At 65.9% G+C, this 21,610-nt stretch carries 21 protein-coding genes and 1 tRNA gene; 16 read left to right on the top strand and 6 right to left on the bottom strand.

Annotation, left to right across the window (positions count from 1 at the left end):
* The first annotated feature begins 18 nt into the window (after positions 1 to 18).
* The 5 genes from infB to pnp all read left to right on the top strand — a co-directional run bounded on the left by infB (position 19) and on the right by pnp (position 6,867).
* Positions 19 to 2,670 (top strand): translation initiation factor IF-2, encoded by a 2,652-nt coding sequence (gene infB, locus ABR323_RS15700; protein WP_439449972.1) that lies wholly within the window; start codon positions 19 to 21, stop codon positions 2,668 to 2,670.
* Positions 2,671 to 2,794: 124 nt separating this feature from the next.
* Positions 2,795 to 3,178 carry a 30S ribosome-binding factor RbfA gene (gene rbfA, locus ABR323_RS15695; protein ID WP_012511702.1) on the top strand — a complete coding sequence of 128 codons (384 nt, stop codon included), beginning with the start codon at positions 2,795 to 2,797 and terminating at the stop codon, positions 3,176 to 3,178.
* A gap of 86 nt (positions 3,179 to 3,264) precedes the next feature.
* Positions 3,265 to 4,173 carry a tRNA pseudouridine(55) synthase TruB gene (truB, locus tag ABR323_RS15690; RefSeq protein ID WP_135274577.1) on the top strand — a complete coding sequence of 303 codons (909 nt, stop codon included), beginning with the start codon at positions 3,265 to 3,267 and terminating at the stop codon, positions 4,171 to 4,173.
* A gap of 173 nt (positions 4,174 to 4,346) precedes the next feature.
* Entirely contained in the window at positions 4,347 to 4,607 is a 261-nt protein-coding gene (rpsO, locus tag ABR323_RS15685) for a 30S ribosomal protein S15 (RefSeq protein ID WP_005410445.1), read from the top strand.
* Positions 4,608 to 4,758: 151 nt separating this feature from the next.
* A complete protein-coding gene (gene pnp, locus ABR323_RS15680; protein WP_135274576.1) occupies positions 4,759 to 6,867 on the top strand; it encodes a polyribonucleotide nucleotidyltransferase in 2,109 nt (702 codons plus the stop codon).
* 142 nt (positions 6,868 to 7,009) lie between these two features.
* Here pnp and ABR323_RS15675 read toward each other — a convergent pair whose 3' ends face one another.
* Positions 7,010 to 8,017, bottom strand: coding sequence for a hypothetical protein (locus tag ABR323_RS15675; protein ID WP_439449971.1), 1,008 nt, complete (start codon positions 8,015 to 8,017; stop codon positions 7,010 to 7,012).
* Between the two features lie 205 nt (positions 8,018 to 8,222).
* On the opposite strand from ABR323_RS15675, the gene ABR323_RS15670 reads away from it, so the two are divergent.
* Complete coding sequence (locus ABR323_RS15670; protein ID WP_439449970.1) at positions 8,223 to 9,413, top strand: glycoside hydrolase family 18 protein; 1,191 nt, start codon at positions 8,223 to 8,225, stop codon at positions 9,411 to 9,413.
* A 36-nt stretch (positions 9,414 to 9,449) separates the two neighbouring features.
* Here ABR323_RS15670 and ABR323_RS15665 read toward each other — a convergent pair whose 3' ends face one another.
* Genes ABR323_RS15665 through ABR323_RS15655 form a run of 3 tightly spaced genes read right to left on the bottom strand, consistent with a single transcriptional unit; the run spans position 9,450 to position 11,579 of the window.
* Positions 9,450 to 11,009, bottom strand: coding sequence for a PepSY-associated TM helix domain-containing protein (locus ABR323_RS15665; protein ID WP_439449969.1), 1,560 nt, complete (start codon positions 11,007 to 11,009; stop codon positions 9,450 to 9,452).
* A gap of 10 nt (positions 11,010 to 11,019) precedes the next feature.
* Positions 11,020 to 11,283, bottom strand: a complete 264-nt coding sequence (locus ABR323_RS15660; protein WP_135274572.1) for a hypothetical protein — start codon at positions 11,281 to 11,283, stop codon at positions 11,020 to 11,022.
* Positions 11,283 to 11,579 (bottom strand): hypothetical protein, encoded by a 297-nt coding sequence (locus ABR323_RS15655; RefSeq protein WP_135274571.1) that lies wholly within the window; start codon positions 11,577 to 11,579, stop codon positions 11,283 to 11,285. The genes ABR323_RS15660 and ABR323_RS15655 overlap by 1 nt, the downstream gene beginning before the upstream one ends.
* 429 nt (positions 11,580 to 12,008) lie before the next feature.
* Here ABR323_RS15655 and thrS point away from each other — a divergent pair, with 429 nt between their 5' ends.
* From thrS to ABR323_RS15610, 9 genes are all read left to right on the top strand, one after another.
* Positions 12,009 to 13,910, top strand: coding sequence for a threonine--tRNA ligase (gene thrS / locus ABR323_RS15650; RefSeq protein ID WP_439449968.1), 1,902 nt, complete (start codon positions 12,009 to 12,011; stop codon positions 13,908 to 13,910).
* A gap of 49 nt (positions 13,911 to 13,959) precedes the next feature.
* Entirely contained in the window at positions 13,960 to 14,502 is a 543-nt protein-coding gene (gene infC, locus ABR323_RS15645) for a translation initiation factor IF-3 (RefSeq protein ID WP_089236282.1), read from the top strand.
* Between the two features lie 284 nt (positions 14,503 to 14,786).
* A complete protein-coding gene (rpmI, locus tag ABR323_RS15640; RefSeq protein ID WP_002811096.1) occupies positions 14,787 to 14,984 on the top strand; it encodes a 50S ribosomal protein L35 in 198 nt (65 codons plus the stop codon).
* 11 nt (positions 14,985 to 14,995) lie between these two features.
* Positions 14,996 to 15,355: a 50S ribosomal protein L20 gene (gene rplT / locus ABR323_RS15635; RefSeq protein WP_006380762.1), complete on the top strand. Its 360-nt coding sequence runs from the start codon at positions 14,996 to 14,998 to the stop codon at positions 15,353 to 15,355.
* A gap of 193 nt (positions 15,356 to 15,548) precedes the next feature.
* Positions 15,549 to 16,544 carry a phenylalanine--tRNA ligase subunit alpha gene (locus tag ABR323_RS15630; protein WP_135274569.1) on the top strand — a complete coding sequence of 332 codons (996 nt, stop codon included), beginning with the start codon at positions 15,549 to 15,551 and terminating at the stop codon, positions 16,542 to 16,544.
* Between the two features lie 121 nt (positions 16,545 to 16,665).
* Entirely contained in the window at positions 16,666 to 19,062 is a 2,397-nt protein-coding gene (pheT, locus tag ABR323_RS15625) for a phenylalanine--tRNA ligase subunit beta (protein ID WP_439449967.1), read from the top strand.
* 27 nt (positions 19,063 to 19,089) lie between these two features.
* Complete coding sequence (locus ABR323_RS15620) at positions 19,090 to 19,389, top strand: integration host factor subunit alpha (protein WP_005410432.1); 300 nt, start codon at positions 19,090 to 19,092, stop codon at positions 19,387 to 19,389.
* A complete protein-coding gene (locus tag ABR323_RS15615) occupies positions 19,370 to 19,726 on the top strand; it encodes a MerR family transcriptional regulator (protein WP_005410431.1) in 357 nt (118 codons plus the stop codon). The genes ABR323_RS15620 and ABR323_RS15615 overlap by 20 nt, the downstream gene beginning before the upstream one ends.
* Before the next feature lie 68 nt (positions 19,727 to 19,794).
* Positions 19,795 to 19,871: transfer RNA gene (locus tag ABR323_RS15610), tRNA-Pro, on the top strand.
* Positions 19,872 to 19,939: 68 nt separating this feature from the next.
* Here the strand turns inward: ABR323_RS15610 and ABR323_RS15605 are convergent.
* Positions 19,940 to 20,377 carry a GNAT family N-acetyltransferase gene (locus ABR323_RS15605; RefSeq protein WP_439449966.1) on the bottom strand — a complete coding sequence of 146 codons (438 nt, stop codon included), beginning with the start codon at positions 20,375 to 20,377 and terminating at the stop codon, positions 19,940 to 19,942.
* A gap of 85 nt (positions 20,378 to 20,462) precedes the next feature.
* Entirely contained in the window at positions 20,463 to 20,972 is a 510-nt protein-coding gene (locus tag ABR323_RS15600; protein WP_439449965.1) for a DUF3011 domain-containing protein, read from the bottom strand.
* Positions 20,973 to 21,212: 240 nt separating this feature from the next.
* Between ABR323_RS15600 and ABR323_RS15595 the strand changes: the two genes are divergently transcribed.
* Positions 21,213 to 21,608 carry a hypothetical protein gene (locus tag ABR323_RS15595; protein ID WP_439449964.1) on the top strand — a complete coding sequence of 132 codons (396 nt, stop codon included), beginning with the start codon at positions 21,213 to 21,215 and terminating at the stop codon, positions 21,606 to 21,608.
* Positions 21,609 to 21,610: the final 2 nt, after the last annotated feature.

Below are 21,610 nucleotides of genomic sequence, written 5' to 3'. Positions count from 1 at the left end.
CAAGATCATAGGATCCGAATGTCGCAGCAAACCACCATCCGCAAGCTTGCCGAACTGGTCAACACGCCGGTCGAAAAACTGCTGGAACAGCTGGCCGGTGCCGGCATGAAGTTCAGCGGTCCCGACCAGGTCGTGACCAGCTCTGAGAAGGTGAAGCTCCTGGGCTTCCTTCGTCGTTCACACGGCAAGCCCGAGCAGGCCCCGGAAGAGACCGATCAGTCTGCAAAGAAGATCACGCTCAACCGCCGGAAGCAGCAGGAAGTGACGGTCAATTCCGGTCGCAGCAAGACGACCGTGAACGTCGAGGTGCGCCAGAAGCGTACCTACGTCAAGGATGGTGCGCGTGCCATGACGCCGGACGAAGAGCGCGCCGACATCCTGCGCAAGCTGGAAGAGTCGCGTGCGCGCAACCTTGCCGAGCAGCAGGCGCTGGCCGAGAAGGATCGCCTGCGTGACGAGGCCATCGTCCGCGCCCGCGAGGAAGAAGTCGCGGCGAAGGAACGTGCCGAAGCAGAGAAGAAGGCGGCCGAGGAAGCTGCGGTTGCCGCCAAGGCGGCCGAGGCGCTGGCTGCCAGCAAGCCCAAGGTGCGCGCTCCGATCGACGAAACCGCGCCGCGCCCGCCGCGTGCCCCGGCCGCAGCCCCGGCTGCGCCGCGTGGTGCGCCGCCGCCGCCGCCGCGCAGCGACGACCGCAACAACCGCAGTGCGCCGCGCAACGAGCGTGGCCCGGGCGACCGCTTCGCCGGGCAGATGCATCTGTCGGCGGCCGACCGTGCGCGTCGTGGCAACAGCAACAACAGCAACAACCGTGGCCGTCCGGGCAGCCGGAACCAGGCCGGCGGCCGTCGCGACATGTCGCGTGGTGGCAACAACGCCGGTCCGCACGGCTTCGAACGTCCGACCGCACCGGTCGTGCGTGAAGTGGCGATCGGCGAGACCATCACCGTGGCCGACCTGGCGCAGAAGCTCGCGCTGAAGGGCGGCGAGGTGGTCAAGGCGCTGTTCAAGATGGGCGTGATGGCGACCATCACCCAGTCCATCGACCATGACACTGCTGCGCTGGTCACCGAAGAGCTGGGCCACAAGGCCATCCGTGCCAACGACAACGATGCCGAAGACGCACTGCTCGCCTCTGCAGGCGAGAACCGCGGCGAAGCCGTGCAGCGTCCGCCGGTGGTCACCATCATGGGCCACGTCGACCACGGCAAGACCTCGCTGCTGGATTACATCCGCCGTACCAAGGTCGCCACTGGCGAGGCCGGCGGCATCACCCAGCACATCGGTGCCTATCACGTCGATACGCCGAAGGGCGTCATCAGCTTCCTCGATACCCCGGGCCACGCCGCGTTTACCTCGATGCGTGCCCGCGGTGCCAAGCTGACCGACATCGTGGTGCTGGTGGTCGCAGCCGACGACGGCGTCATGCCGCAGACGAAGGAAGCGATCCAGCACGCCCGTTCGGCAGGTGTGCCGCTGATCGTGGCCATCAACAAGATCGACAAGTCGGGCGCCGACCCGATGCGGGTCAAGAACGAACTGCTGTCCGAGCAGGTTGTGGCAGAAGACTTCGGTGGTGACATCCAGATGGTTGAAATCTCGGCCAAGACTGGTCTGGGCATCGACGATCTGCTGGACGCCGTGTCGGTACAGGCCGAACTGCTGGAACTGAAGGCCGTCGATGAGGGCCGTGCCAACGGTGTGGTCATCGAATCCTCGCTGGACAAGGGCCGTGGCCCGGTCGCAACCGTGCTGGTGCAGCAGGGCCGCCTGAAGAAGGGCGATTACCTGGTGTGCGGCATCCAGTACGGCCGCGTGCGTGCGCTGTTCGACGAAACCGGCAAGCAGCCGGAATTCGCCGGCCCGTCCATCCCGGTGCAGGTCCTGGGCCTGTCCGGCGTGCCGGAAGCCGGTGACGACTTCGTCGTCGTCGACGACGAGCGCCTGGCCAAGGACGTTGCCCAGCAGCGTGAGACCAAGCGCCGTGAATCGCGCCTGGTTGCCACTGCGGGCAGCCGCATGGAAGACATCATGGCGACCCTGGGCAAGGGCGAGGGCCAGCAGGTCCTCAACCTGGTCATCAAGGCCGACGTGCAGGGTTCGGTGCAGGCTCTGAGCCAGGCACTGGTTGCGCTGTCCAACGAAGACATCCGCATCAACGTGATCCACTCCGGCGTGGGCGGCATCACCGAATCGGACGCCAATTCGGCGGCTGCTTCGAAGGCCACCGTCATCGGCTTCAACGTGCGTGCGGACGCTTCGGCCCGCCGCATCATCGAATCCAATGGCGTGGACCTGCGTTACTTCTCGATCATCTATGACGTGATCGATCAGGTGAAGCAGGTGGCCTCCGGTCTGCTGGGCGTGGAGATCCGCGAAGAGATCATCGGTATCGCCGAGGTCCGCGACGTCTTCCGCAGCTCCAAGCTGGGTGCCGTCGCCGGTTCGATGGTCATCGAGGGCGTGGTCAAGCGCAACAAGCCGATCCGCGTCCTGCGCGACAGCGTGGTGATCTTCGAAGGCGAGCTGGAATCGCTGCGTCGCTTCAAGGAAAACGTCGAGGAAGTCCGCAACGGTACCGAATGCGGTATCGCGGTGAAGGCTTACAACGACGTCAAGCCGGGTGACCAGATCGAGTGCTTCGAGCGTATCGAAGTGCCGCGCACCCTGTAATGTTGTGCGGTGGCCCGACCAACGGTCGGGCCCTACCATGCTGTAGAACCCGATCAACGGTCGGGTACCCTGTAGATGTAGCGCCCGACCGTTGGTCGGGCGACAACTGAACCAAGAGCCTCTCGTGCCCAAGACTTTCCATCGAACCGACCGTGTCTCCGCCCAGCTGCGCCGTGAACTCGGCACCCTGGTGCACAACGCTGTGCGCGAGCATGGGTTGCCCTCGGTGAGCGTGTCCGACGTGGAAATCACCCGCGACATGGCCCATGCCAAGGTGTTCGTCACCGCACTGATGCCCGAGCGCTCGGCTGAAGCCGTCGCCGGCCTGAAGGAGCTGGGCTACCGCCTGCGCATGGATCTGGCCCGGGCGATGAAGCTGCGTCACGTGCCGGAGCTGCATTTCCACTACGACGACTCGGTCGATCGCGGTGAGCATATCGACAACATCCTGCGCGACCTGCCCGATACGCTGGCCGCGGAGAAGCGTCGCGAAGGCGACGACGAATAACGTAGCGCCGGGCCATGCCCGGCGTTGCTCTTTCCGCGCCGCGCTGCGCGCTCGCCGGGCATGGCCCGGCGCTACCCGTACCTGTCATGACCCGAATTCAGTTCCGTCGCCTGGATGGCATCCTGCTGCTCGACAAGTCGGCCGGCATGAGCTCCAACGCCGCCCTGCAGGTGGCCCGCCGCCTGTTCCGCGCCGAGAAGGGGGGCCACACCGGCAGCCTCGACCCACTGGCTACCGGCCTGTTGCCGCTGTGCTTCGGCGAGGCGACCAAGATCGCTGGCCTGCTGCTGGGTTCGGCCAAGGCCTATGACGCCGAGATCGTGCTGGGCCAGACCACCGATACCGACGACGCTGAAGGCCAGGTGTTGCTGCAGCGCCCGGTGCCGCAGATCAGTCCCGAGGCCCTGCAGGCCGCACTGGTGCCGCTGACCGGTAACATCCGCCAGCGTGCCCCGATCTACTCGGCGCTCAAGCAGGGCGGTGAACCGTTGTATGTGAAGGCCCGTCGCGGTGATGCCATCGAGGCGCCCGAACGCGAGGTCCAGGTGCACGCCATCGAGGTGCTGGAGCAGCAGCCTGAGCGGTTGCGCCTGCGCGTGACCTGCGGCTCGGGCACCTACATCCGCAGCCTGGCCCGCGACCTGGGCGAAAGCCTGGGCTGCGGCGCCCACATCAGTGCGCTGCGCCGGCTGTGGGTCGAGCCATTCCGCGAGCCGGCGATGGTCACCCTGGATCAGTTGCGGGCGATGGTCGAGGCGGGCGACGAGGCGGGCATGGACGCGCTGCTGCTGCCGCTGGCGGCCGGCCTGACTGAATACCCGCGGGTCGAGCTCGATGCTGACCAGGTCCACCGGTTCTGCGTCGGCCAGCGCCAGCGCGACCCGTCCTGGCCGCGCGGCCTGGTGGCCGTGTATGGTCCGGACGCTGTTGTCCAGGGCTTGGGCCAGGTGGACGACAGTGGCCTGCTGGCCCCGCAGCGCCGTTTCAACCTCTGACCGGGGCCGGCCGGTTCAGCCCCGGACCTTGTCCCGGAGCCCCCTGGCCGTTACAATTTCGCGGCCGTTTTCCGGCAGCCTGCCTCGCGCAGGTTTCATCCTCGTAGTCCACGGCGAGCCTGGCGGTGCGCGAAGCGCGTTCCTGCCGGCCACGCATCACTGAGAAAAAAGATATGTCGATCGACACCCAGAAGGTCATTGAAGACAACAAGCGCAGCTCGGCTGACACCGGCTCCCCGGAAGTCCAGGTTGCACTGCTGACTGCCCGCATCGAACTGCTGACCGGCCACTTCAAGACCCACAAGAAGGACCACCACAGCCGCCGCGGCCTGCTGCAGATGGTCAACCGCCGTCGCAGCCTGCTCGACTACCTGAAGAAGAAGGACGTCGAACGTTACAAGGCCCTGATCGAGAAGCTTGGCCTGCGTCGCTAAGCAACGAATCCCCCGCGGCGCAGCGATGCGCCGCGGTTTTGTTTTGTAGCACCGCAATCCCCGATTCAGGCCGGAACGATCCGGTCACCCGCTGGCGGCAAGGGTCGCCGACGGTCCAATTCGCAGACAGCATCCCCAAGGACATCCATCCGTGGCAAAAATCACCAAAACCTTCCAGTACGGCAAGCACACCGTCACGCTTGAGACTGGCGAAATCGCCCGCCAGGCCGGTGGCGCCGTCATCGTCAAGTTCGACGACACCGTGCTGCTGGTCTCCGCCGTTGCCGCCAAGAGCGCGCGTGAGGGCCAGGACTTCTTCCCGCTGACCTGCGACTATCAGGAGAAGTTCTACGCCGGTGGCCGCATCCCGGGTGGCTTCTTCAAGCGCGAAGGCCGCGCGACCGAGAAGGAAACCCTGATCTCGCGCCTGATCGATCGTCCGATCCGTCCGCTGTTCCCGGAAGACTACAAGAACGAAGTCCAGATCATCGCCACGGTGATGTCGCTGAACCCGGACATCGATGGTGACATCGCTGCCCTGATCGGTGCCTCGGCTGCGCTGTCGCTGGCCGGTACCCCGTTCAAGGGTCCGATCGCCGCCGCCAAGGTCGGTTACAAGAACGGCGAGTACATCCTCAACCCGACCGTGACCGAACTGAAGGATTCGGAGCTGGAGCTGGTTGTCGCCGGTACCGCCAATGCCGTGCTGATGGTGGAATCCGAAGCCGCACTGCTGTCCGAAGACGTGATGCTGGGCGCTGTGACCTTCGGTCACCGCGAAATGCAGAAGGTCATCAACGCCATCAACGAGCTGACCGTCGAAGCCGGCACCAAGCCGTCGACCTGGGAAGCCCCGGCCAAGAACGTCGCCCTGATCAGCGCCGTGCAGGAAGCGATCGGCCCGCGTCTGGGCGAAGCCTTCCAGGTGCGCGACAAGCTGCAGCGTCGTGACGCCATCTCGGCGATCAAGAAGGACGTTGTCGAATCCCTGGCTGGCCGCGTGGCCGCCGAAGGCTGGAACCCGGCCGAGCTGTCGAAGGAATTCGGCGAGCTGGAATACAGCACCATGCGCAACTCGGTGCTGGACACCAAGGTCCGCATCGACGGCCGTGCGCTGGACACCGTCCGCCCGATCGCCGTGAAGACCAGCGTCCTGCCGCGTACCCACGGTTCCTCGCTGTTCACCCGTGGTGAGACCCAGGCCATCGTGACCATCACCCTGGGCACCGCCCGTGATGGCCAGGTCATCGATGCCGTCTCCGGTGAGTACAAGGAAAACTTCCTGTTCCACTACAACTTCCCCCCGTACTCGGTGGGTGAGACCGGCCGCATGATGGGCCCGAAGCGTCGCGAGATCGGTCACGGCCGTCTGGCCAAGCGCGGCGTGCTGGCAGTGATGCCGTCGCTGGAAGCCTTCCCGTACACCATCCGCGTGGTCTCGGAAATCACCGAGTCGAACGGTTCCTCGTCGATGGCTTCGGTCTGCGGTTCGTCGCTGGCCCTGATGGACGCCGGCGTGCCGGTGAAGGCGCCGGTTGCCGGCATCGCCATGGGCCTGGTCAAGGAAGGCGATCGCTTCGTCGTCCTGTCCGACATCCTGGGTGACGAAGATCACCTGGGCGACATGGACTTCAAGGTGGCCGGTACCGCTGAGGGCATCTCCGCCCTGCAGATGGACATCAAGATCGAAGGCATCACCGAAGAGATCATGAAGCAGGCTCTGCAGCAGGCCAAGGCTGGCCGTCTGCACATCCTGGGCGAAATGGCCCACGGCCTGACCGCTCCGCGTGAGGAGCTGTCGGACTACGCGCCGCGCCTGCTGACCATCAAGATCCACCCGGACAAGATCCGCGAAGTGATCGGCAAGGGTGGTTCGACCATCCAGGCCATCACCAAGGAAACCGGCACCCAGATCGACATCCAGGATGACGGCACCATCGTCATCGCTTCGGTCAATGCCATCGCTGCGCAGGCTGCCAAGGCCCGCATCGAGCAGATCACCTCGGACGTCGAGCCGGGCCGCATCTACGAAGGCAAGGTCGCCAAGATCATGGACTTCGGTGCGTTCGTCACCATCCTGCCGGGCAAGGACGGCCTGGTGCACGTGTCGCAGATCTCCAGCGACCGCGTCGAGAAGGTCGGCGACGTGCTGAAGGAAGGCGATGTGGTCAAGGTCAAGGTGCTGGAAGTCGACAAGCAGGGCCGTATCCGCCTGTCGATGAAGGCCGTGGAAGAAGGCGAGGCCGCCAGCGCCGAATAATCGACGGTAGGTGTCAACCTTGGTTGACACACATCCCGATATCGCTGGAATGAAAAAGCGGGCTTCGGCCCGCTTTTTCTTTGCCTGCAATTCTGTGGGTGAGGACCGTTGGTCCTCACGCTCCAGTCGAGCAAGTTCGCCTCTACGGGGCCTCGTCCTCGTTCTCTTCCCCCAGCCACCACACCTGGCCCGGCTCCGGATCCTGCAACGGGTGCTCGCGTTGTTCGATTGCATCCAGCACGCGGCCAGCGCCGGCCTTGGTCCACACCGCCATCAGTTTCTCCACCGCGGCCCGGCCCTGTGCAGCAATGCCCAGATTGCGTTCGCGTTCCCAGCCGTCATCGTTGTCTGCGTCGCCATCGCCATCGCCATCGCCATCGCCATGCAGGTGCGGCGTGCCATAGCTGCAGCGCAGGCACAGGTGGCGCACCGAGTGGGTCCAGTCCTCGATCAGGCCGATGCCAGGCAGGCTCAGCTGACGCAGCGCGGCGATGTCTTCGGCCGCGTCGCACTGCACGAATACCGCATAGGTGGCCATGTCCGATTGCTGCAGGCGTTGCATGGCGTTGAACACCGGTACCTCGTGCTCGCCGTAGATGCGTTTGCCCGTGGAGGCGCCGTCATGCAGCACGATGTCGCCGAAGCGGAATCCGCTCTCGGGCAGGGGGACGTTCTCTACCCGTGCACGCACCGGGTCCAGCCGGCGCATGTAGACGGTTTCGCCGCTTGACCACGGATTCAGGCGCACGCAGGCGACGCCGAAATTGCCGTCGATCGGGCCTTCACCTTCCGGCACGGCGATGCCGCATCGGTTCCACTGCCTGCGCGCTTCCGCCCAATCACTGGCGCCGCTGGCGGCGATCCCGGCATTCCACGCCGTGGCCTGGTCGAACGTCTCGCGCAACTGTTCAGAGCGAAGGTTGTCCCGCAGCGATGCCGGCCAGTCACGCAGGTACTTGTATGCCAGCCCGCGCATGTAATGCAGGTGGGGGATGCAAGGCGTCCGTTCGATGAGCTCGCCGAACAGGTCGGCTGCATCGATCAGATCGCCCTCGTCGAACGCCGCATAGGCGCGCGCTTCCAGTGCCTGCAGTTTTTCCAGGGTCTCGTCGTCAAGCAGCTCGCTGTCTGCATCGTGGTCTGCGGTCATGTCCGTGTGCCGGTGAAAATCCAGCGACACCATAGCCCAGGCGGGTCGCATGTTGTCCTGCAGCGACGCGCTTTCGATGCGGGTCGGCCAGGCCCGTGGCAGATTGCGGCGGCCGGCGCCTGTCCATGGGACGACATGCCGCGACATCCGTCCCACAGCCCCATCCGTTTGCTAACGTGGCTGCGCCTTCGAACCGGGAGATCCCATGTTCCGCCAGACCGTGGCTGTCCTTGCCGTGCTGATTGCCGGTGCCTTGCCCATTGCCGTGCATGCGGCGCCCGCGCAGCCACCGATCTTCGGTGCCTACTACCCCGGTGGTTCGGCCGAGCGCTACCCGGTGTCGAGCATTCCGGCCGAGCGCCTCACCCACCTGTACTACGCGTTCTCCACCATCGAGGACGGTCGCTGCACGATCGGTCCGGAAGCGCCGAAGAATTTCGCCGCACTGGCTGAGCTGAAAAAGGCGCACCCACATCTGCGTACGCTGATCTCGATCGGTGGCTGGGGCGCGGGGGGATTCTCCGATGCAGCGCTGACCGAGGCCAGCCGCAGGCGCCTGGTCGATTCATGCATGACGCTGTTCTTCGATCGCCACGCCGGCAGCTTCGATGGCGTGGACATCGACTGGGAGTTCCCGGTCAGTGGTGGACCGAAGGAGCTGGCACACCGCCCGCAGGATCGCGCCAACCTGACCCGGCTTGCCCAGGCCTTCCGCGTGGCCCTTGATGCGCGTGGTCGCAAGGTGGGGCGGCCGATGCTGCTGACCGCCGCGCTGGCCGCCGGGCGCCTGCAGACCGATGGTCCCTACGATCCGGCGGCGAGCTACGATCTGCCGGCGCTGGCCAAGGTGTTCGATTTCATCAACCTGATGAGCTACGACATGGGCACCGGCTTCTCGGCGGTATCGACCTTCAACGCGCCGCTGCACGAAGTGCCCGCCGACCCGCTGGCGCCGGAGCTGCGGCGCTGGAACAACGTGGCCGGCGCGGTGCAGTACTACCGCGAGCACGGTGTGCCTGCCGACAAACTGGTGCTGGGCGTGCCGTTCTACGGGCGCGGCTTCAAGGTCACCGGAGATGCCCCGGATGGTCTGTACCAGTCCTACAGTGCGCCGGCCGATGCCGGTGACTGGCGGGTGATCAAGGCGCGCTATCTCGACCAGCCGGGTTGGACGAAACACTGGCAGCCGCAAGCGCAGAGTCCATGGCTGTACAACGCCGGGCAGAAGATCTTCATCAGCTATGAAGACCCGCGTTCGATCGGCCTGCGTGCGCAGTTCGCCCGCGAGCAGGGCCTGGCGGGCGTCTTCATGTGGGAACTGACCGGCGACGACGAGCAGGCCAGCCTGCTCAACGCGATGCTGGGCCCGTGGCAGAAGGCCCGCATCGGCGATTGACCGCTTCGGTAGCGCCGGGCCATGCCCGGCGGATGCTCAATTAGCCCAGACGCTGTTCGGATCGCCATGGCGGGCACGGCGCTGGCTGGCCACCGCCAGGCGGGCGAAGCCGAAGGCCATGGCCAGCGCGATCGCATCGACCCAGAACAGCGGCCAATGGCCACGCGCAGCGGCACGCCACAGCCAGTCACCATTGAGCGCGCCGTGCACGACCGGAACCAGCGCGGTACTGATCGCCGCTGCCCACAGCAGCTCGCGTGCGGCCTGCGCAGGGCGTCGCAGCGCTGCCCACAGCGCACAGACTACCCAGCTGCCGAAACAGGCCCAGCGGATGCCAGGGTCGACCGCAGACGGGGCCAGGCGCTCCAGCACCAGTGCGGCGACGAACGCGACCGAGATCGCCACGCACAGGCCGATGCAGACGCCGACCGTGGCCCGCGCCATGTTCACTCCGGCGCGCGGCTGCTGTGGTTGGCGGCGTTTGCGTCGCGATTCGATCCACAACAGGTTGCCCGAGTAGAACAGGAAGGCGCCGCCGAGGCCGAGCAGGAAGTACAGCCAGACCACCACGCCGTTGCCGAACTCGCCGAAGTGCAGTGCATAGGCCGCGCTGAGCGTGGCGTGGTTGGCGTCGCGCTGACCCGGCAGTTGAGAAGCCAGAACGTTGCCGGTGGCCACATCCAGCGCCACGGCGCCGAGCGGGCCGAGCGTGCCACTGGATTCACCGGTGATCTCGATGGTGGCGTTGGCGTCGCCGGCGTTGGCCAGCTTCAGGTAGGCCGGCTCGAAGCTGGCCACGCCCTGTGCCCGCGCGACCTCCAGTGCACGTGCATGCAACACGCGCAGGCTGCCCGGTGGTGCCGGTATGCCGGTGGCCTCGCGTACCGGTGCGGTGTCCATTGCCGTGGGCACTGCCTGCAGCGCCTTGCCGTCGTAGATCAACGGGTTGAGCAGGGCCATCTGCACGAACACCAGGCAGAGCAGGGCGCCGGTCACCGCGAACATCAGGTGGAAGGGCAGGCTGAGCACGCCGATCACGTTGTGCGCGTCCTGCCACAACTGCTTCAGGTTGCGTCCGGGGCGCAGCGCGAACAGATCGCCGAACAGCTTCGGCAGGTGGATCACCAGGCCGCTGAGCAGGGCCATGCCATACAGCAGGCTGACAATGCCCATGACGTAGATGCCGGCCACCGGCAGCCCCAGGCTGTAGTGCAGTTCGTTGACCAGTTCGGCCAGCCCGGTCTGCGGCGGCGTCGGGCTGCCGGCGATCTGCCCTGGCCAGGCGTAGCGCCAGCTGCCGTCGTCGGCCTGCCAGTACGCCAGCGGTTGCGGGTGCTCGGCGCCGGGGAAGGTCATGCCGATATGGCGGCGCGCTTCCGGATGCGCGGCCAGCACGTCCTCCAGAAGGTATTGCGCATCGTCCAGCCCGGCCGGCAGTGCGGTGGCCGCACCCGGGGTCTGCCACAGCGGCAGGTCGTGATGGAACAGGGTCAGTGCACCCGCGTAGAAGGCTACGAACAGGCCAAAGCCGGCAACCAGGCCGACCCAGGTGTGCAGGGTGGTGAATGTGCGCAGCGTCTGCGAACTGAACTTCATGGGATGGGTCTCATAGCACCGCGCCGGTGAGGCGCAGCAGCCCGAGCGTGGCGAAGCCGACGGCGGCACTGCCCGCCAGCACCAGCCAGGCGCGCAACGCGCTGCGGAAGCTGAATGCCCACAGGGCGGCCAGCATCCACAACGGGATGAAAGCGATCAGGGTCGGTACCAGTGCGCGTTGCCAGGGGCCGGGCGGCAGCCAGGCCAGCAGGCCGGTCGCCGCGGCGGCCAGGAAGAAGCCGGCAACAATGCCGGCCAGGGCGCGCGGCCACATCAGGGCGACTCCGTGCCGGGGCGATGCCAGGCGGCCAGTGCCGGCAGCAGCATCGCCGCCAGCATCCAGGTGCACAGCATCGCCACCAGGCCGGCGGCAAAGCCGAGCTCGGCCATCCACAGCCACAGTGCGGCAGCGGCCGCGACCAGGCCGATCTGCCGCCCGAGGCGACCGGCGCGGCGCAGGCGCGGCCAGCGGCAGTGCGGCGAGGCGGCATAGAACGCCAGCGCCGAGAACACTGCTGCCAGCATGCCCAGGCTGCAGAAACCAAGCGTGGAAAGGCCGACGGTGATCATTGCGGGCAACCGGCGCGGCAGCGGGCGGGCGAACGCGGGGCACGGGCGGGGCCGGCGGGAGCCGGTCGGAGCGGGTGGCGCATCACAGGGTCCTGGGGGAAAGCGGGCAGGCGGCACGGGGGCGGCCTGCGCCGACATGGTAATCATTGCAATTTGACGCCGCCAGCGAAGCCCATTCAGCGGGCCGTACGGTAGCCCTTGGGCTTTGCCGTGCGCTGGTTTAAGATCATTGTTGAATTCTGACTGGAACAAGGTGGCCCGCGCCCAGCGCCGGCCGAGCGTGCGACATGAGCACTAACACCGCCCACTGTTGACCTGCCCCCGAAGGCCCGAGTTCCCGGCGCCCTCGCGGCGCTTTTTTATTGCCCGGGCGCTGGCCCGGAACCGCTTTCCAGCCCGCCCGCGCGGGCCCCGCACGAAGCCAATGCGATGATCAACATTACCCTTCCCGACGGCAGCCGCCGCGAATTCGAAAATCCCGTCAGCGTCATGGAGATCGCCCAGTCGATCGGCGCTGGCCTGGCCAAGGCCACCATTGCCGGTGCCGTCGACGGCGTGCTGGTCGATGCCAGTGACGTCATCGATCACGATGCCAGCCTCCGCATCATCACCGCCAAGGACGAGGAGGGCGTGGAGATCATCCGCCACTCCTGCGCCCACCTGGTCGGCCATGCCGTCAAGCAGCTGTACCCGGACGTGAAGATGGTGATCGGCCCGGTGATCGCCGAGGGCTTCTACTACGACATCTACTCCGAGCGCCCGTTCACCCCGGATGACATGGCGGCGATCGAGAAGCGCATGGGCGAGCTGATCGCCCAGGACTACGACGTCATCAAGAAGGTGACGCCGCGCGCCGAGGTTGTCGAAATCTTCAAGGCTCGCGGCGAGGACTACAAGCTGCGCCTGATCGAGGACATGTCCGACGACATCCAGGCGATGGGCATGTACTACCACCAGGAATACGTGGACATGTGCCGTGGCCCGCACGTGCCGAACACGCGCTTCCTGAAGGCCTTCAAGCTGACCCGCATCTCCGGCGCCTACTGGCGTGGCGATGCCAAGAACGAGCAGCTGCAGCGCATCTACGGCACCGCCTGGGCGGACAAGAAGCAGCTCGAGGCGTACATCAAGCGCATCGAAGAAGCGGAAATGCGCGACCACCGCCGCATCGGCAAGCAGCAGGACCTGTTCCACCTGCAGGAAGAAGCGCCGGGCATGGTGTTCTGGCACCCGAAGGGCTGGGCGCTGTGGCAGGTGGTCGAGCAGTACATGCGCAAGGTCTACCGCAATACCGGCTACGGCGAGGTGCGTTGTCCGCAGGTGTTGGACGTGACGCTGTGGAAGCAGTCCGGCCACTGGGACAATTTCAAGGACAACATGTTCTTCACCGAGTCGGAGAAGCGCACCTACGCGCTCAAGCCGATGAACTGCCCGGGCCACATCCAGGTGTTCAACCAGGGCCTGCACAGCTACCGCGACCTGCCGATCCGCTACGGTGAGTTCGGTTCCTGCCACCGCAACGAGCCGTCCGGCGCGCTGCACGGCATCCTGCGCGTGCGTGGTTTCACCCAGGACGATGGCCATGTGTTCTGCACGGAAAACCAGATCGAGTCGGAAGTGAACGCGTTCCACCAGCAGGCGCTGGCGGTCTACCAGCACTTCGGCTTCGATGAGATCCAGATCAAGATCGCGCTGCGTCCGGAATCGCGCCTGGGCGACGACGCCACCTGGGACAAGGCCGAAGGCGCGCTGCGTTCGGCGCTGTCCGCCTGTGGCGTGGAATGGCAGGAGCTGCCGGGCGAGGGCGCCTTCTACGGCCCGAAGATCGAGTACCACCTGAAGGACGCGATCGGCCGTACCTGGCAGCTGGGCACGATGCAGGTCGACTTCATGATGCCGGGCCGTCTGGGCGCCGAGTACGTGGACGAGAACAGCCAGAAGAAGCATCCGGTCATGCTGCACCGCGCCATCGTCGGCTCGATGGAGCGCTTCCTGGGCATCCTGATCGAGCACCACGCCGGTCAGTTCCCGGCCTGGCTGGCTCCGACCCAGGTGGTGGTGGCCAATATCACCGACGCCCAGGCTGAATACGTCTCGGGCGTGACCAAAACCCTTGCGGATCAAGGCTTCCGCGTCAGCGCGGATTTGCGTAACGAGAAGATCGGCTATAAGATTCGCGAGCACACGCTGCAGCGCGTGCCGTACCTGCTGGTCATTGGTGACCGCGAGAAGGAAAACGGCGCTGTGGCGGTGCGTACGCGTTCTGGCGAAGATCTCGGCAGCATGAGCCTCCAGGCCTTCATCGAGCGGCTCCAGGCCGAGGGCGCGTAAGCAAAGGTCCGGCCCGTGCGCATTGGCGCCCGGGCCGGGTTCGACACCCTTGGGAGATCGCAATATCAGTACCCCTGACAACAAACAGAACCGCAAGAATCAGGAAATCCGTGTGCCGCGCGTCCGCGTGATCGGCAGTGACGGAGAAATGATCGGCGTGTTGACGCGTGACGAAGCGTTGTCCATGGCCGAAGATGAAGGTCTGGACCTGGTCGAGATCCAGCCGCAGGCCGACCCGCCGGTCTGCAAGATCATGGACTTCGGCAAGTTCAAGTTCGAAGCGCAGAAGAAGGCCAGCGAGGCCAAGAAGAAGACCAAGCAGGTCGAGATCAAGGAAGTGAAGTTCCGTCCGGTCACGGACGAGGGCGACTACCAGATCAAGCTGCGCAAGATGCGCGGTTTCCTTGAAGAAGGCGACAAGATCAAGGTCAACATCCGTTTCCGTGGCCGTGAAATGAGCCATCAGGAACTGGGTCGCGAGATGGCCAGCCGGATCGAGGGTGATCTGGGCGAGGACATCGTCATCGAATCCCGTCCGCGCCTGGAAGGGCGTCAGATGGTGATGATGATCGCGCCGAAGAAGAAAACCTGAGGCCTGACGGGCTGCCTTTCGGGGCGCCTGGCGGCTGAATGGAAAGGTGAAAGGGCGCCGTTGGCGCCCTTTTGCCTTTGTGCGGGCAGCGCGGCTGCCTGTGGCGTGACGTCTTGCGTGAAAAGGGCTGCAGGGGCTGGTGATGGCCCCGGTTTGCCTGTATCATGCCCGGCTCGACCCACCCAGGACGGGTCGTACGCCGATCATGGCAGGACGGAAAGAGCGGCCCAGGCCGCCGCCAGATCAGTCAGAAACCAGGGTCATATCCCATCAAGGACATTGCAATGCCCAAGATCAAGACCAACCGGGCGGCGGCCAAGCGTTTCCGCAAGACCGCCTCGGGCAAGTACAAGTGCGGCCACGCCAACCGTAGCCACATCCTCACGAAGAAAGCGACCAAGCGGAAGCGTAACCTGCGTCAGACGAATCATGTCCGCGCAGAAGACGCAGGCCGTCTGGACCGCATGCTCCCTTACCTCTGAGGAACTGAAAAATGGCACGAGTTAAGCGTGGCGTACAGGCGCGTCGCCGCCACAAGAAAATCCTTGATCTGGCGAAGGGCTATTACAACGCCCGTCGCAAGGTCTTCCGCGTCGCCAAGCAGGCGGTCATCAAGGCACAGCAGTACGCCTACATCGGCCGTAAGCAGAAGAAGCGCAATTTCCGTTCGCTGTGGATCACCCGCATCAATGCGGCTGCCCGCATCAATGGCCTGAGCTACAGCCGCTTCATGAACGGTCTGCTGAAGGCCGGCATCACCCTGGATCGCAAGGTCCTGGCTGACATCGCCGTGCACGACGCAGCCGGCTTTACCGCGCTGGCCGAAAAGGCCAAGGGCGCGCTGGCGGCATAAGTCCTTCCCGATGCCGTAACCGTTCCCTCGGGACGGTGTCAGGTCAAGGCAATGCATGGGGAAGGGCGCAAGTCCTTCCCCATTCTTTTTTGGGTCCCGGCGTGGCCACAGCGGCAGCGCGGGGACGGCGGTGGCGACAGGGGTCGGCCCTTCGCGCATCGCGATGGCAGATCGACTGGAGTTCCGGCCCCCCATGAGCGACATCCAATCCCTCACCACCCAGGCGCTGGCCGATGTGGCCGCCGCACAGAGCCCCGACGTGCTGGAACAGCTGCGCGTGGCCCTGCTTGGCAAGAGCGGCAGCATCACCTCGCAGCTCAAGCAGCTCGGCGCGTTGCCGGCTGACGAGCGCAAGGCTGCCGGTGAAGCCATCAACCAGGCCCGCGATGCAGTAAGTCATGCACTGGGCGAGCGCAAGGCGGTGCTGGAAGATGCCGCACTGGATGCGCGCCTGACGGCCGAATCGATCGACATCACCCTGCCGGGTCGCAATGGCGAGCGCGCTGGCCTGCATCCGATCACCCGCACTCTGGAGCGCATCACCGGCATCTTCGGCCGGCTGGGCTATGAGCTGTCGGAAGGGCCGGAGATCGAGGATGACTGGCACAACTTCGAGGCGCTGAATTTCCCGCCGCACCACCCGGCGCGCGCCATGCACGACACCTTCTACTTCGGCGATGGCCGCCTGCTGCGCACGCATACCTCCGGTGTGCAGGTGCGCTACATGGGCGACCACGCGCCGCCGCTGCGCATGATCGCCGCCGGCAAGGTGTACCGCAGCGACAGCGACCAGACCCATTCGCCGATGTTCCATCAGGTCGAAGGCCTGCTGGTCGACGAGCATTCGACCTTCGCCGACCTGAAGGGCACGCTGGCCGAGTTCGTGCGCGCCTTCTTCGAGCGCGATTTCGAGATGCGCTTCCGTCCCAGCTACTTCCCGTTCGTTGAGCCCGGCGCAGAGGTGGACATCGCCTGGCAGCAGCCCGATGGCAGCACCCGCTGGTTGGAAGTGCTGGGCTGCGGCATGGTTCATCCGAACGTACTGCGCAACGTTGGCATCGATCCGGAGCGCTACACCGGGTTTGCCTTCGGCATGGGCGTGGAGCGCTTCGCGATGCTGCGCTACGGCGTCAACGACCTGCGCGCGTTCTTCGAGAACGACGTGCGGTTCCTGAAACAGTTCGCGTAAGCCGCAACCGTGTAGAGCCGAGCCATGCTCGGCTGCTTTTCTGGATGGACGCCTCCTTGCGCATGCGCTGGGTGACCACAAAAACCGCAACGGGAGGCACGCCTCCCACCAGGGTGACACCATGAAATTCTCCGAAAACTGGCTGCGCAGCCACGTCCCGACCCGCGCTTCGCGCGATGAACTGAGCGCGGTGCTGACCGCGATCGGCCTGGAAGTGGAAGAGGTGACCGCGCTGGGCGAAGGTCTCGATCACGTCGTCGTGGCACGCATCGTCGAGGCCGTGCGCCACCCGGAAGCCGATCGCCTGCAGGTGTGCAGGGTTGATGCCGGGCAGGGCGAGCTGCTGCAGATCGTCTGCGGCGCACCGAACGCGCGCCCGGGCCTGGTTGCACCGCTGGCGATGGTCGGTGCGCAGATCGGCGAACTGAAGATCAAGCCGGCCAAGCTGCGCGGCGTCGAATCCAACGGCATGCTGTGCTCGGCCAAGGAACTCGGCTTGGACGACGATGCCTCCGGCCTGCTGGAGCTGCCAGACGATGCTCCCGTTGGCCAGACTCTGGTCGAGTACCTGGGCCTGCCGGACGCCAGCATCGAAATCAAGTTGACCCCGAACCGCGCCGACTGCTTCAGCCTGCGCGGCATCGCCTATGACGTTGCCGCCGCGACCCGCAGTGAAGTACTGGATTTCGCGGCCGACGCCATTCCGGCGGTCGGCAGCCGTGAGCTGGCCATCCAGCTTGATGCCGGCGCCGAAGCGCCGCGTTACCTGGGCCGCGTCATCGAAGGCGTCAACGCTGCTGCCAAGACCCCGCTGTGGATGGCCGAGCGCCTGCGTCGCAGTGGCGTGCGTCCGGTCTCGCTGCTGGTCGACATCACCCAGTACGTGATGCTGGAACTGGGCCAGCCGATGCACGCCTACGACCTCGGCACCCTGCAGGGCAGCATCGCCGTGCGCCGTTCGCGCGCGGGCGAGACGCTGAAGCTGCTGGACGGCCGCGATGCTGCGCTGGACGACAGCTTCCTGGTGGTCACCGACGCCGATCGTGCGGTCGGCCTGGCCGGCCTGATGGGCGGCTTCGACACCCGCGTCACCGACGCCACCACCACCGTGTTCCTGGAAGCCGCGCACTTCGCCCCGGCCGCGATCATGGGCCGAGGCCGCAAGCTGGGCCTGCACACAGATGCCGGCCACCGCTTCGAGCGTGGTGTCGACCCGGCGCTGCCGCGAACCGCCATCGAGTACGCCGCCCGCCTGGTGCTGGACCTGGCCGGCGGTACCCCGGCGCCGGTCACCGAGGCCGTGCGTGCCGACGACCTGCCGCAGCCGGCGACGATCGTGCTGCGCCGCACCCGCATCACCCGTGTGCTCGGCATCACCATCGACGATGCCGAAGTCGAGCGCATCCTGCGCGCGCTGGGCATGGACGTGGTTGTCACCGCCGACGGCTGGCAGGTGGTAGCGCCGAGCCGCCGCTTCGACATCGCCATCGAAGAAGACCTGATCGAAGAGTTGGCCCGCATCCATGGCTACGAGCAGATCCCGACCACGCTGCCGGGCGGTGCCTCGCGCGTGGCGATGCCGAGCGAGACGCAGCTGGATGCACTGAGCGTGCGCCGTCAGCTGATCGCCCGTGACCAGCAGGAAACCGTCAATTTCGCCTTCGTCGACGACGCACTGCTGACCCAGTGGCAGCTGCGCGACGGCCTGGTGCCGCTGGCCAACCCGCTGTCGGCCGAACTGGCGGTGATGCGCCCGTCGCTGCTCCCGGGCCTGGTCGCCACGCTGGGCCGCAACGCGGCCCGCCAGTTGGGCCGCGTGCGCCTGTTCGAGCTCGGCCGCGTGTTCGCCCAGCAGGCCGGAGACGCGTCGCCCGGCGAAAGCCGGCCGGCACCGCTGGAAACCCCGCGCGTGGCCGCTGCGGTGTGCGGCGATGCGCAGGCGGTGCAGTGGGGCCTGCCGACCCGCAAGGTCGATTTCCATGACCTGAAGGGCGACCTGGAATCGCTGGCGGCCGCCAGTGGCGCGCAGCTGGAGTTCCGTCCGTCGGCCCGCGCCTACGGCCACCCGGCGCGTTCGGCCGAGGTGTTCCGCGATGGCGTGTCGATCGGCTGGATCGGCCAGATCCACCCGCGCCTGACCAGGGCGATGGACATTGAAGCCGACGTCTACGCCTTCGAGCTGGACCTGGAGCCGCTGACCGCCCGTCGCCTGCCGCGTGCCGGCGAGCTGTCGCGCTTCCCGGCGGTGCGTCGCGACCTCGCGTTCCTGGTGCCTGAACAGGTGGCCTGGGCCGATCTGGCGGCCACCGTCCGCCAGGCCGCCGGTCCGCTGCTGCGCGACCTGAACCTGTTCGACCGCTATGTCGGCCAGGGCGTCGAGCCGGGATTCAAGAGTCTCGCTATGGGCTTGATTTTGCAGGACAAGTCGCGCACTCTGACGGACCGCGACGTGGATGCGGTGGTGGCCGAGGCGGTCACCGCCATCGAGCGTGAACACCACGCCCGGATCCGCGGCTGAGCGGGCAGCACTCGGGGGTAGCAGGCAATGGCATTGACCAAGGCGGAGATGGCGGAAAAGCTGTTCGACGAAGTCGGTCTGAACAAGCGGGAAGCCAAGGAATTCGTCGACGCGTTTTTCGATGTGCTGCGTGAAGCATTGGAACAGGGACGTCAGGTGAAGCTGTCGGGCTTCGGTAATTTCGATCTGCGGCGCAAGAACCAGCGCCCGGGTCGCAACCCCAAGACCGGCGAGGAAATTCCGATTTCCGCCCGTACGGTGGTCACCTTCCGTCCGGGCCAGAAGCTCAAGGAGAGGGTGGAAGCTTATGCTGGATCCGGGCAGTAACCGCGAACTACCGCCGATCCCGGCCAAGCGCTACTTCACCATCGGTGAAGTCAGCGAGCTGTGCGACGTCAAGCCGCACGTCCTGCGCTACTGGGAAACCGAGTTTCCCAGCCTTGAGCCGGCCAAGCGCCGAGGCAACCGCCGCTACTACCAGCGCCATGACGTGCTGATGGTGCGGCAGATCCGCAGCCTGCTGTACGAACAGGGCTACACCATCGGTGGTGCACGCCTGCGTCTGGACGGTCCCGATGCCCGCGAGGAATCGGCGCTGAGCAACCAGATCATCAAGCAGGTGCGCATGGAGCTGGAAGAAGTGCTGCAGTTGTTGCGCCGCTGATCCCATTTCCATCGTAATCCGCTATACTTCACGGCCCGCCGCACTGGCGGGCACATCGCAGCATCAGTCGGGGCGTAGCGCAGCCTGGTAGCGCATCTGCCTGGGGGGCAGAGGGTCGTCGGTTCGAATCCGGCCGTCCCGACCACTGTGATGAATCAAGAAGCCTGCGCAGCAATGCGTGGGCTTTTTTGTGCGCGCTGAAGATGCCGATGATCAATCTTCAGCGAAGCGATAGATCAGTTCCGGATCGCCCTCGTCCAGCCCATGCACAATGCCGCTGCCCACGAAGCCGTTGGCAGCAAGCAGGCGCTGCATGCCGAGGTTGGAGGCATTGGTCGAGGTGAACAGCTTGCCGCCACCGTGCCACGCGATTGCGTGCCGCAGCAGAGTGGCGCCGATACCCTGGCCGCGCCGCTCACGCGCCACCATCAGCATCTCGACGAAGGCTTCGCCGAAGAAGTGGTGATGGATCACCAGGTAGCCGACGACGTCGCGGTCCTGCTCGGCAACATGCACGCTGCCCTGCGCCAGCCACTGGCCAATCTGTTCTGCCCGGCGACGGTCGATTGCCGCCACGCTGTCGAGTGCGATCAGTGCAGGGGCATCGGTTGGCGTCGCTTCGCGGACGCGCAACGCGGATGAAGCGGGCATGGTCGGGCTCCTGGCAGCAGGGCCCAGTCTATCGGCTCTGCGGCAGTCGTACCCGCACTCGCTGAAGCCAGTGCGTTCTCGGCACTCAATACACACGGAACTCGGCGCGGCAGCCGTCGCTGACCCACACGCCACGGCGGTCCCAGCCCCAGTTGCGGTCCTCGATGCAGGTCGTCACCGACTTCTGCTTGACCAGACGTACCTTGTGGCGCACGCGAACGCGGCACTCCTTGTCCTTGTTCTCGTAGGACTCGCAGACCAGGCGTTCGCCCTCGTTGTCGCGATCACGGCCTCGGCCACGTCCCGGCCAGCGGCCGTGTTCGTCGGCGACGAACTCGGCGCGGCAGCCGTCGGTTACCCACAGCATGCCCCGGCTCTGGCCCCAGTTCTGGTCCTGCACGCAACGGGTCACCGACAGCTGCCTGGCCAGGCGCATGCGGCCATCGATGGGGCATTGCTGGGTCTTGTTGAACTGCGATTCGCAGCGCAGCGCCGGAATGTGATCGGCGTCGTAATCCTGTGCGGCTACCGTGGTGGCGGCCAGCAACAGGGCGAGGGAGGTGCTGGTGATCGTCAGCAGCAGGCGGTGGGTCATGTGCAGGCTCGGGTGGGGTCGGGCGGCAAGAATGGCCCAGCCCGAGGCTGCCGGAACGCTTCGTTCCGAAGGTGGCTCAGTAGGGGTTTAGTAGTGCGCGCGGGCCCATGCAGAGGCTTACATCCCGTATCATCGCTGCACATCCGATCGCATCGGTTTACACCTTCTTACAGGTTCCCCACGCCTGTCGGCACAGCCTGTGGCTGTTGCCACTGGCATGTGGGCGGCCTGTGGGGGACGATGCGCGGACCACGACGACCACAGGGGGTTGCGTTGATCAGCAGTACCGTCATTCATCGCTCGGCCGACGCAGGCGGCGCCGAGGTGCGGGTCCTGGACACCACGTTCAAGGGCAAGCATGTGTTCATCGCCTGGGGCCTGCGCGGGCCGGAACTGACCCGCAGCGCGGACCCGGCTGCCACCGTGGCCGCGCGCAAAGCGCTGCACGCGGTTGCCGGCCACAGTGAAGGGCCGCGCAGCCCGGAAGTGTTCATCGCCAACCAGTCGGCGGTGGCGATTACCGTCTATCGCCTGCTTACCGAAGCGCGTTCCGGCGATGCCATCTTCTTCCTGTGCGATTCAACGGCGGTGGTCGAGTGGCTGATCACCGCGCTGGAAGTGCAGGGCGCGGACTGATT

It is taken from the genome of Stenotrophomonas sp. ATs4 (genome assembly GCF_051861585.1).
Lineage (GTDB): Bacteria > Pseudomonadota > Gammaproteobacteria > Xanthomonadales > Xanthomonadaceae > Stenotrophomonas > Stenotrophomonas maltophilia_AS.
The sequence above is the reverse complement of the archived record's forward strand: the minus strand, read 5'-3'. Positions and strand labels throughout refer to the sequence as shown.

Coding starts and splice junctions, on each gene's coding strand:
- infB (WP_439449972.1), top strand. CDS start 19: ATGTCGCAGCAAACCACCATCCGCAAGCTTGCCGAACTGGTCAACACG.
- truB (WP_135274577.1), top strand. CDS start 3,265: ATGACCCGAATTCAGTTCCGTCGCCTGGATGGCATCCTGCTGCTCGAC.
- rpsO (WP_005410445.1), top strand. CDS start 4,347: ATGTCGATCGACACCCAGAAGGTCATTGAAGACAACAAGCGCAGCTCG.
- ABR323_RS15675 (WP_439449971.1), bottom strand. CDS start 8,017: ATGACCGCAGACCACGATGCAGACAGCGAGCTGCTTGACGACGAGACC.
- ABR323_RS15670 (WP_439449970.1), top strand. CDS start 8,223: ATGTTCCGCCAGACCGTGGCTGTCCTTGCCGTGCTGATTGCCGGTGCC.
- ABR323_RS15665 (WP_439449969.1), bottom strand. CDS start 11,009: ATGAAGTTCAGTTCGCAGACGCTGCGCACATTCACCACCCTGCACACC.
- ABR323_RS15660 (WP_135274572.1), bottom strand. CDS start 11,283: ATGTGGCCGCGCGCCCTGGCCGGCATTGTTGCCGGCTTCTTCCTGGCC.
- ABR323_RS15655 (WP_135274571.1), bottom strand. CDS start 11,579: ATGATCACCGTCGGCCTTTCCACGCTTGGTTTCTGCAGCCTGGGCATG.
- thrS (WP_439449968.1), top strand. CDS start 12,009: ATGATCAACATTACCCTTCCCGACGGCAGCCGCCGCGAATTCGAAAAT.
- rpmI (WP_002811096.1), top strand. CDS start 14,787: ATGCCCAAGATCAAGACCAACCGGGCGGCGGCCAAGCGTTTCCGCAAG.
- rplT (WP_006380762.1), top strand. CDS start 14,996: ATGGCACGAGTTAAGCGTGGCGTACAGGCGCGTCGCCGCCACAAGAAA.
- ABR323_RS15630 (WP_135274569.1), top strand. CDS start 15,549: ATGAGCGACATCCAATCCCTCACCACCCAGGCGCTGGCCGATGTGGCC.
- pheT (WP_439449967.1), top strand. CDS start 16,666: ATGAAATTCTCCGAAAACTGGCTGCGCAGCCACGTCCCGACCCGCGCT.
- ABR323_RS15620 (WP_005410432.1), top strand. CDS start 19,090: ATGGCATTGACCAAGGCGGAGATGGCGGAAAAGCTGTTCGACGAAGTC.
- ABR323_RS15615 (WP_005410431.1), top strand. CDS start 19,370: ATGCTGGATCCGGGCAGTAACCGCGAACTACCGCCGATCCCGGCCAAG.
- ABR323_RS15605 (WP_439449966.1), bottom strand. CDS start 20,377: ATGCCCGCTTCATCCGCGTTGCGCGTCCGCGAAGCGACGCCAACCGAT.
- ABR323_RS15600 (WP_439449965.1), bottom strand. CDS start 20,972: ATGACCCACCGCCTGCTGCTGACGATCACCAGCACCTCCCTCGCCCTG.
- ABR323_RS15595 (WP_439449964.1), top strand. CDS start 21,213: ATGCGCGGACCACGACGACCACAGGGGGTTGCGTTGATCAGCAGTACC.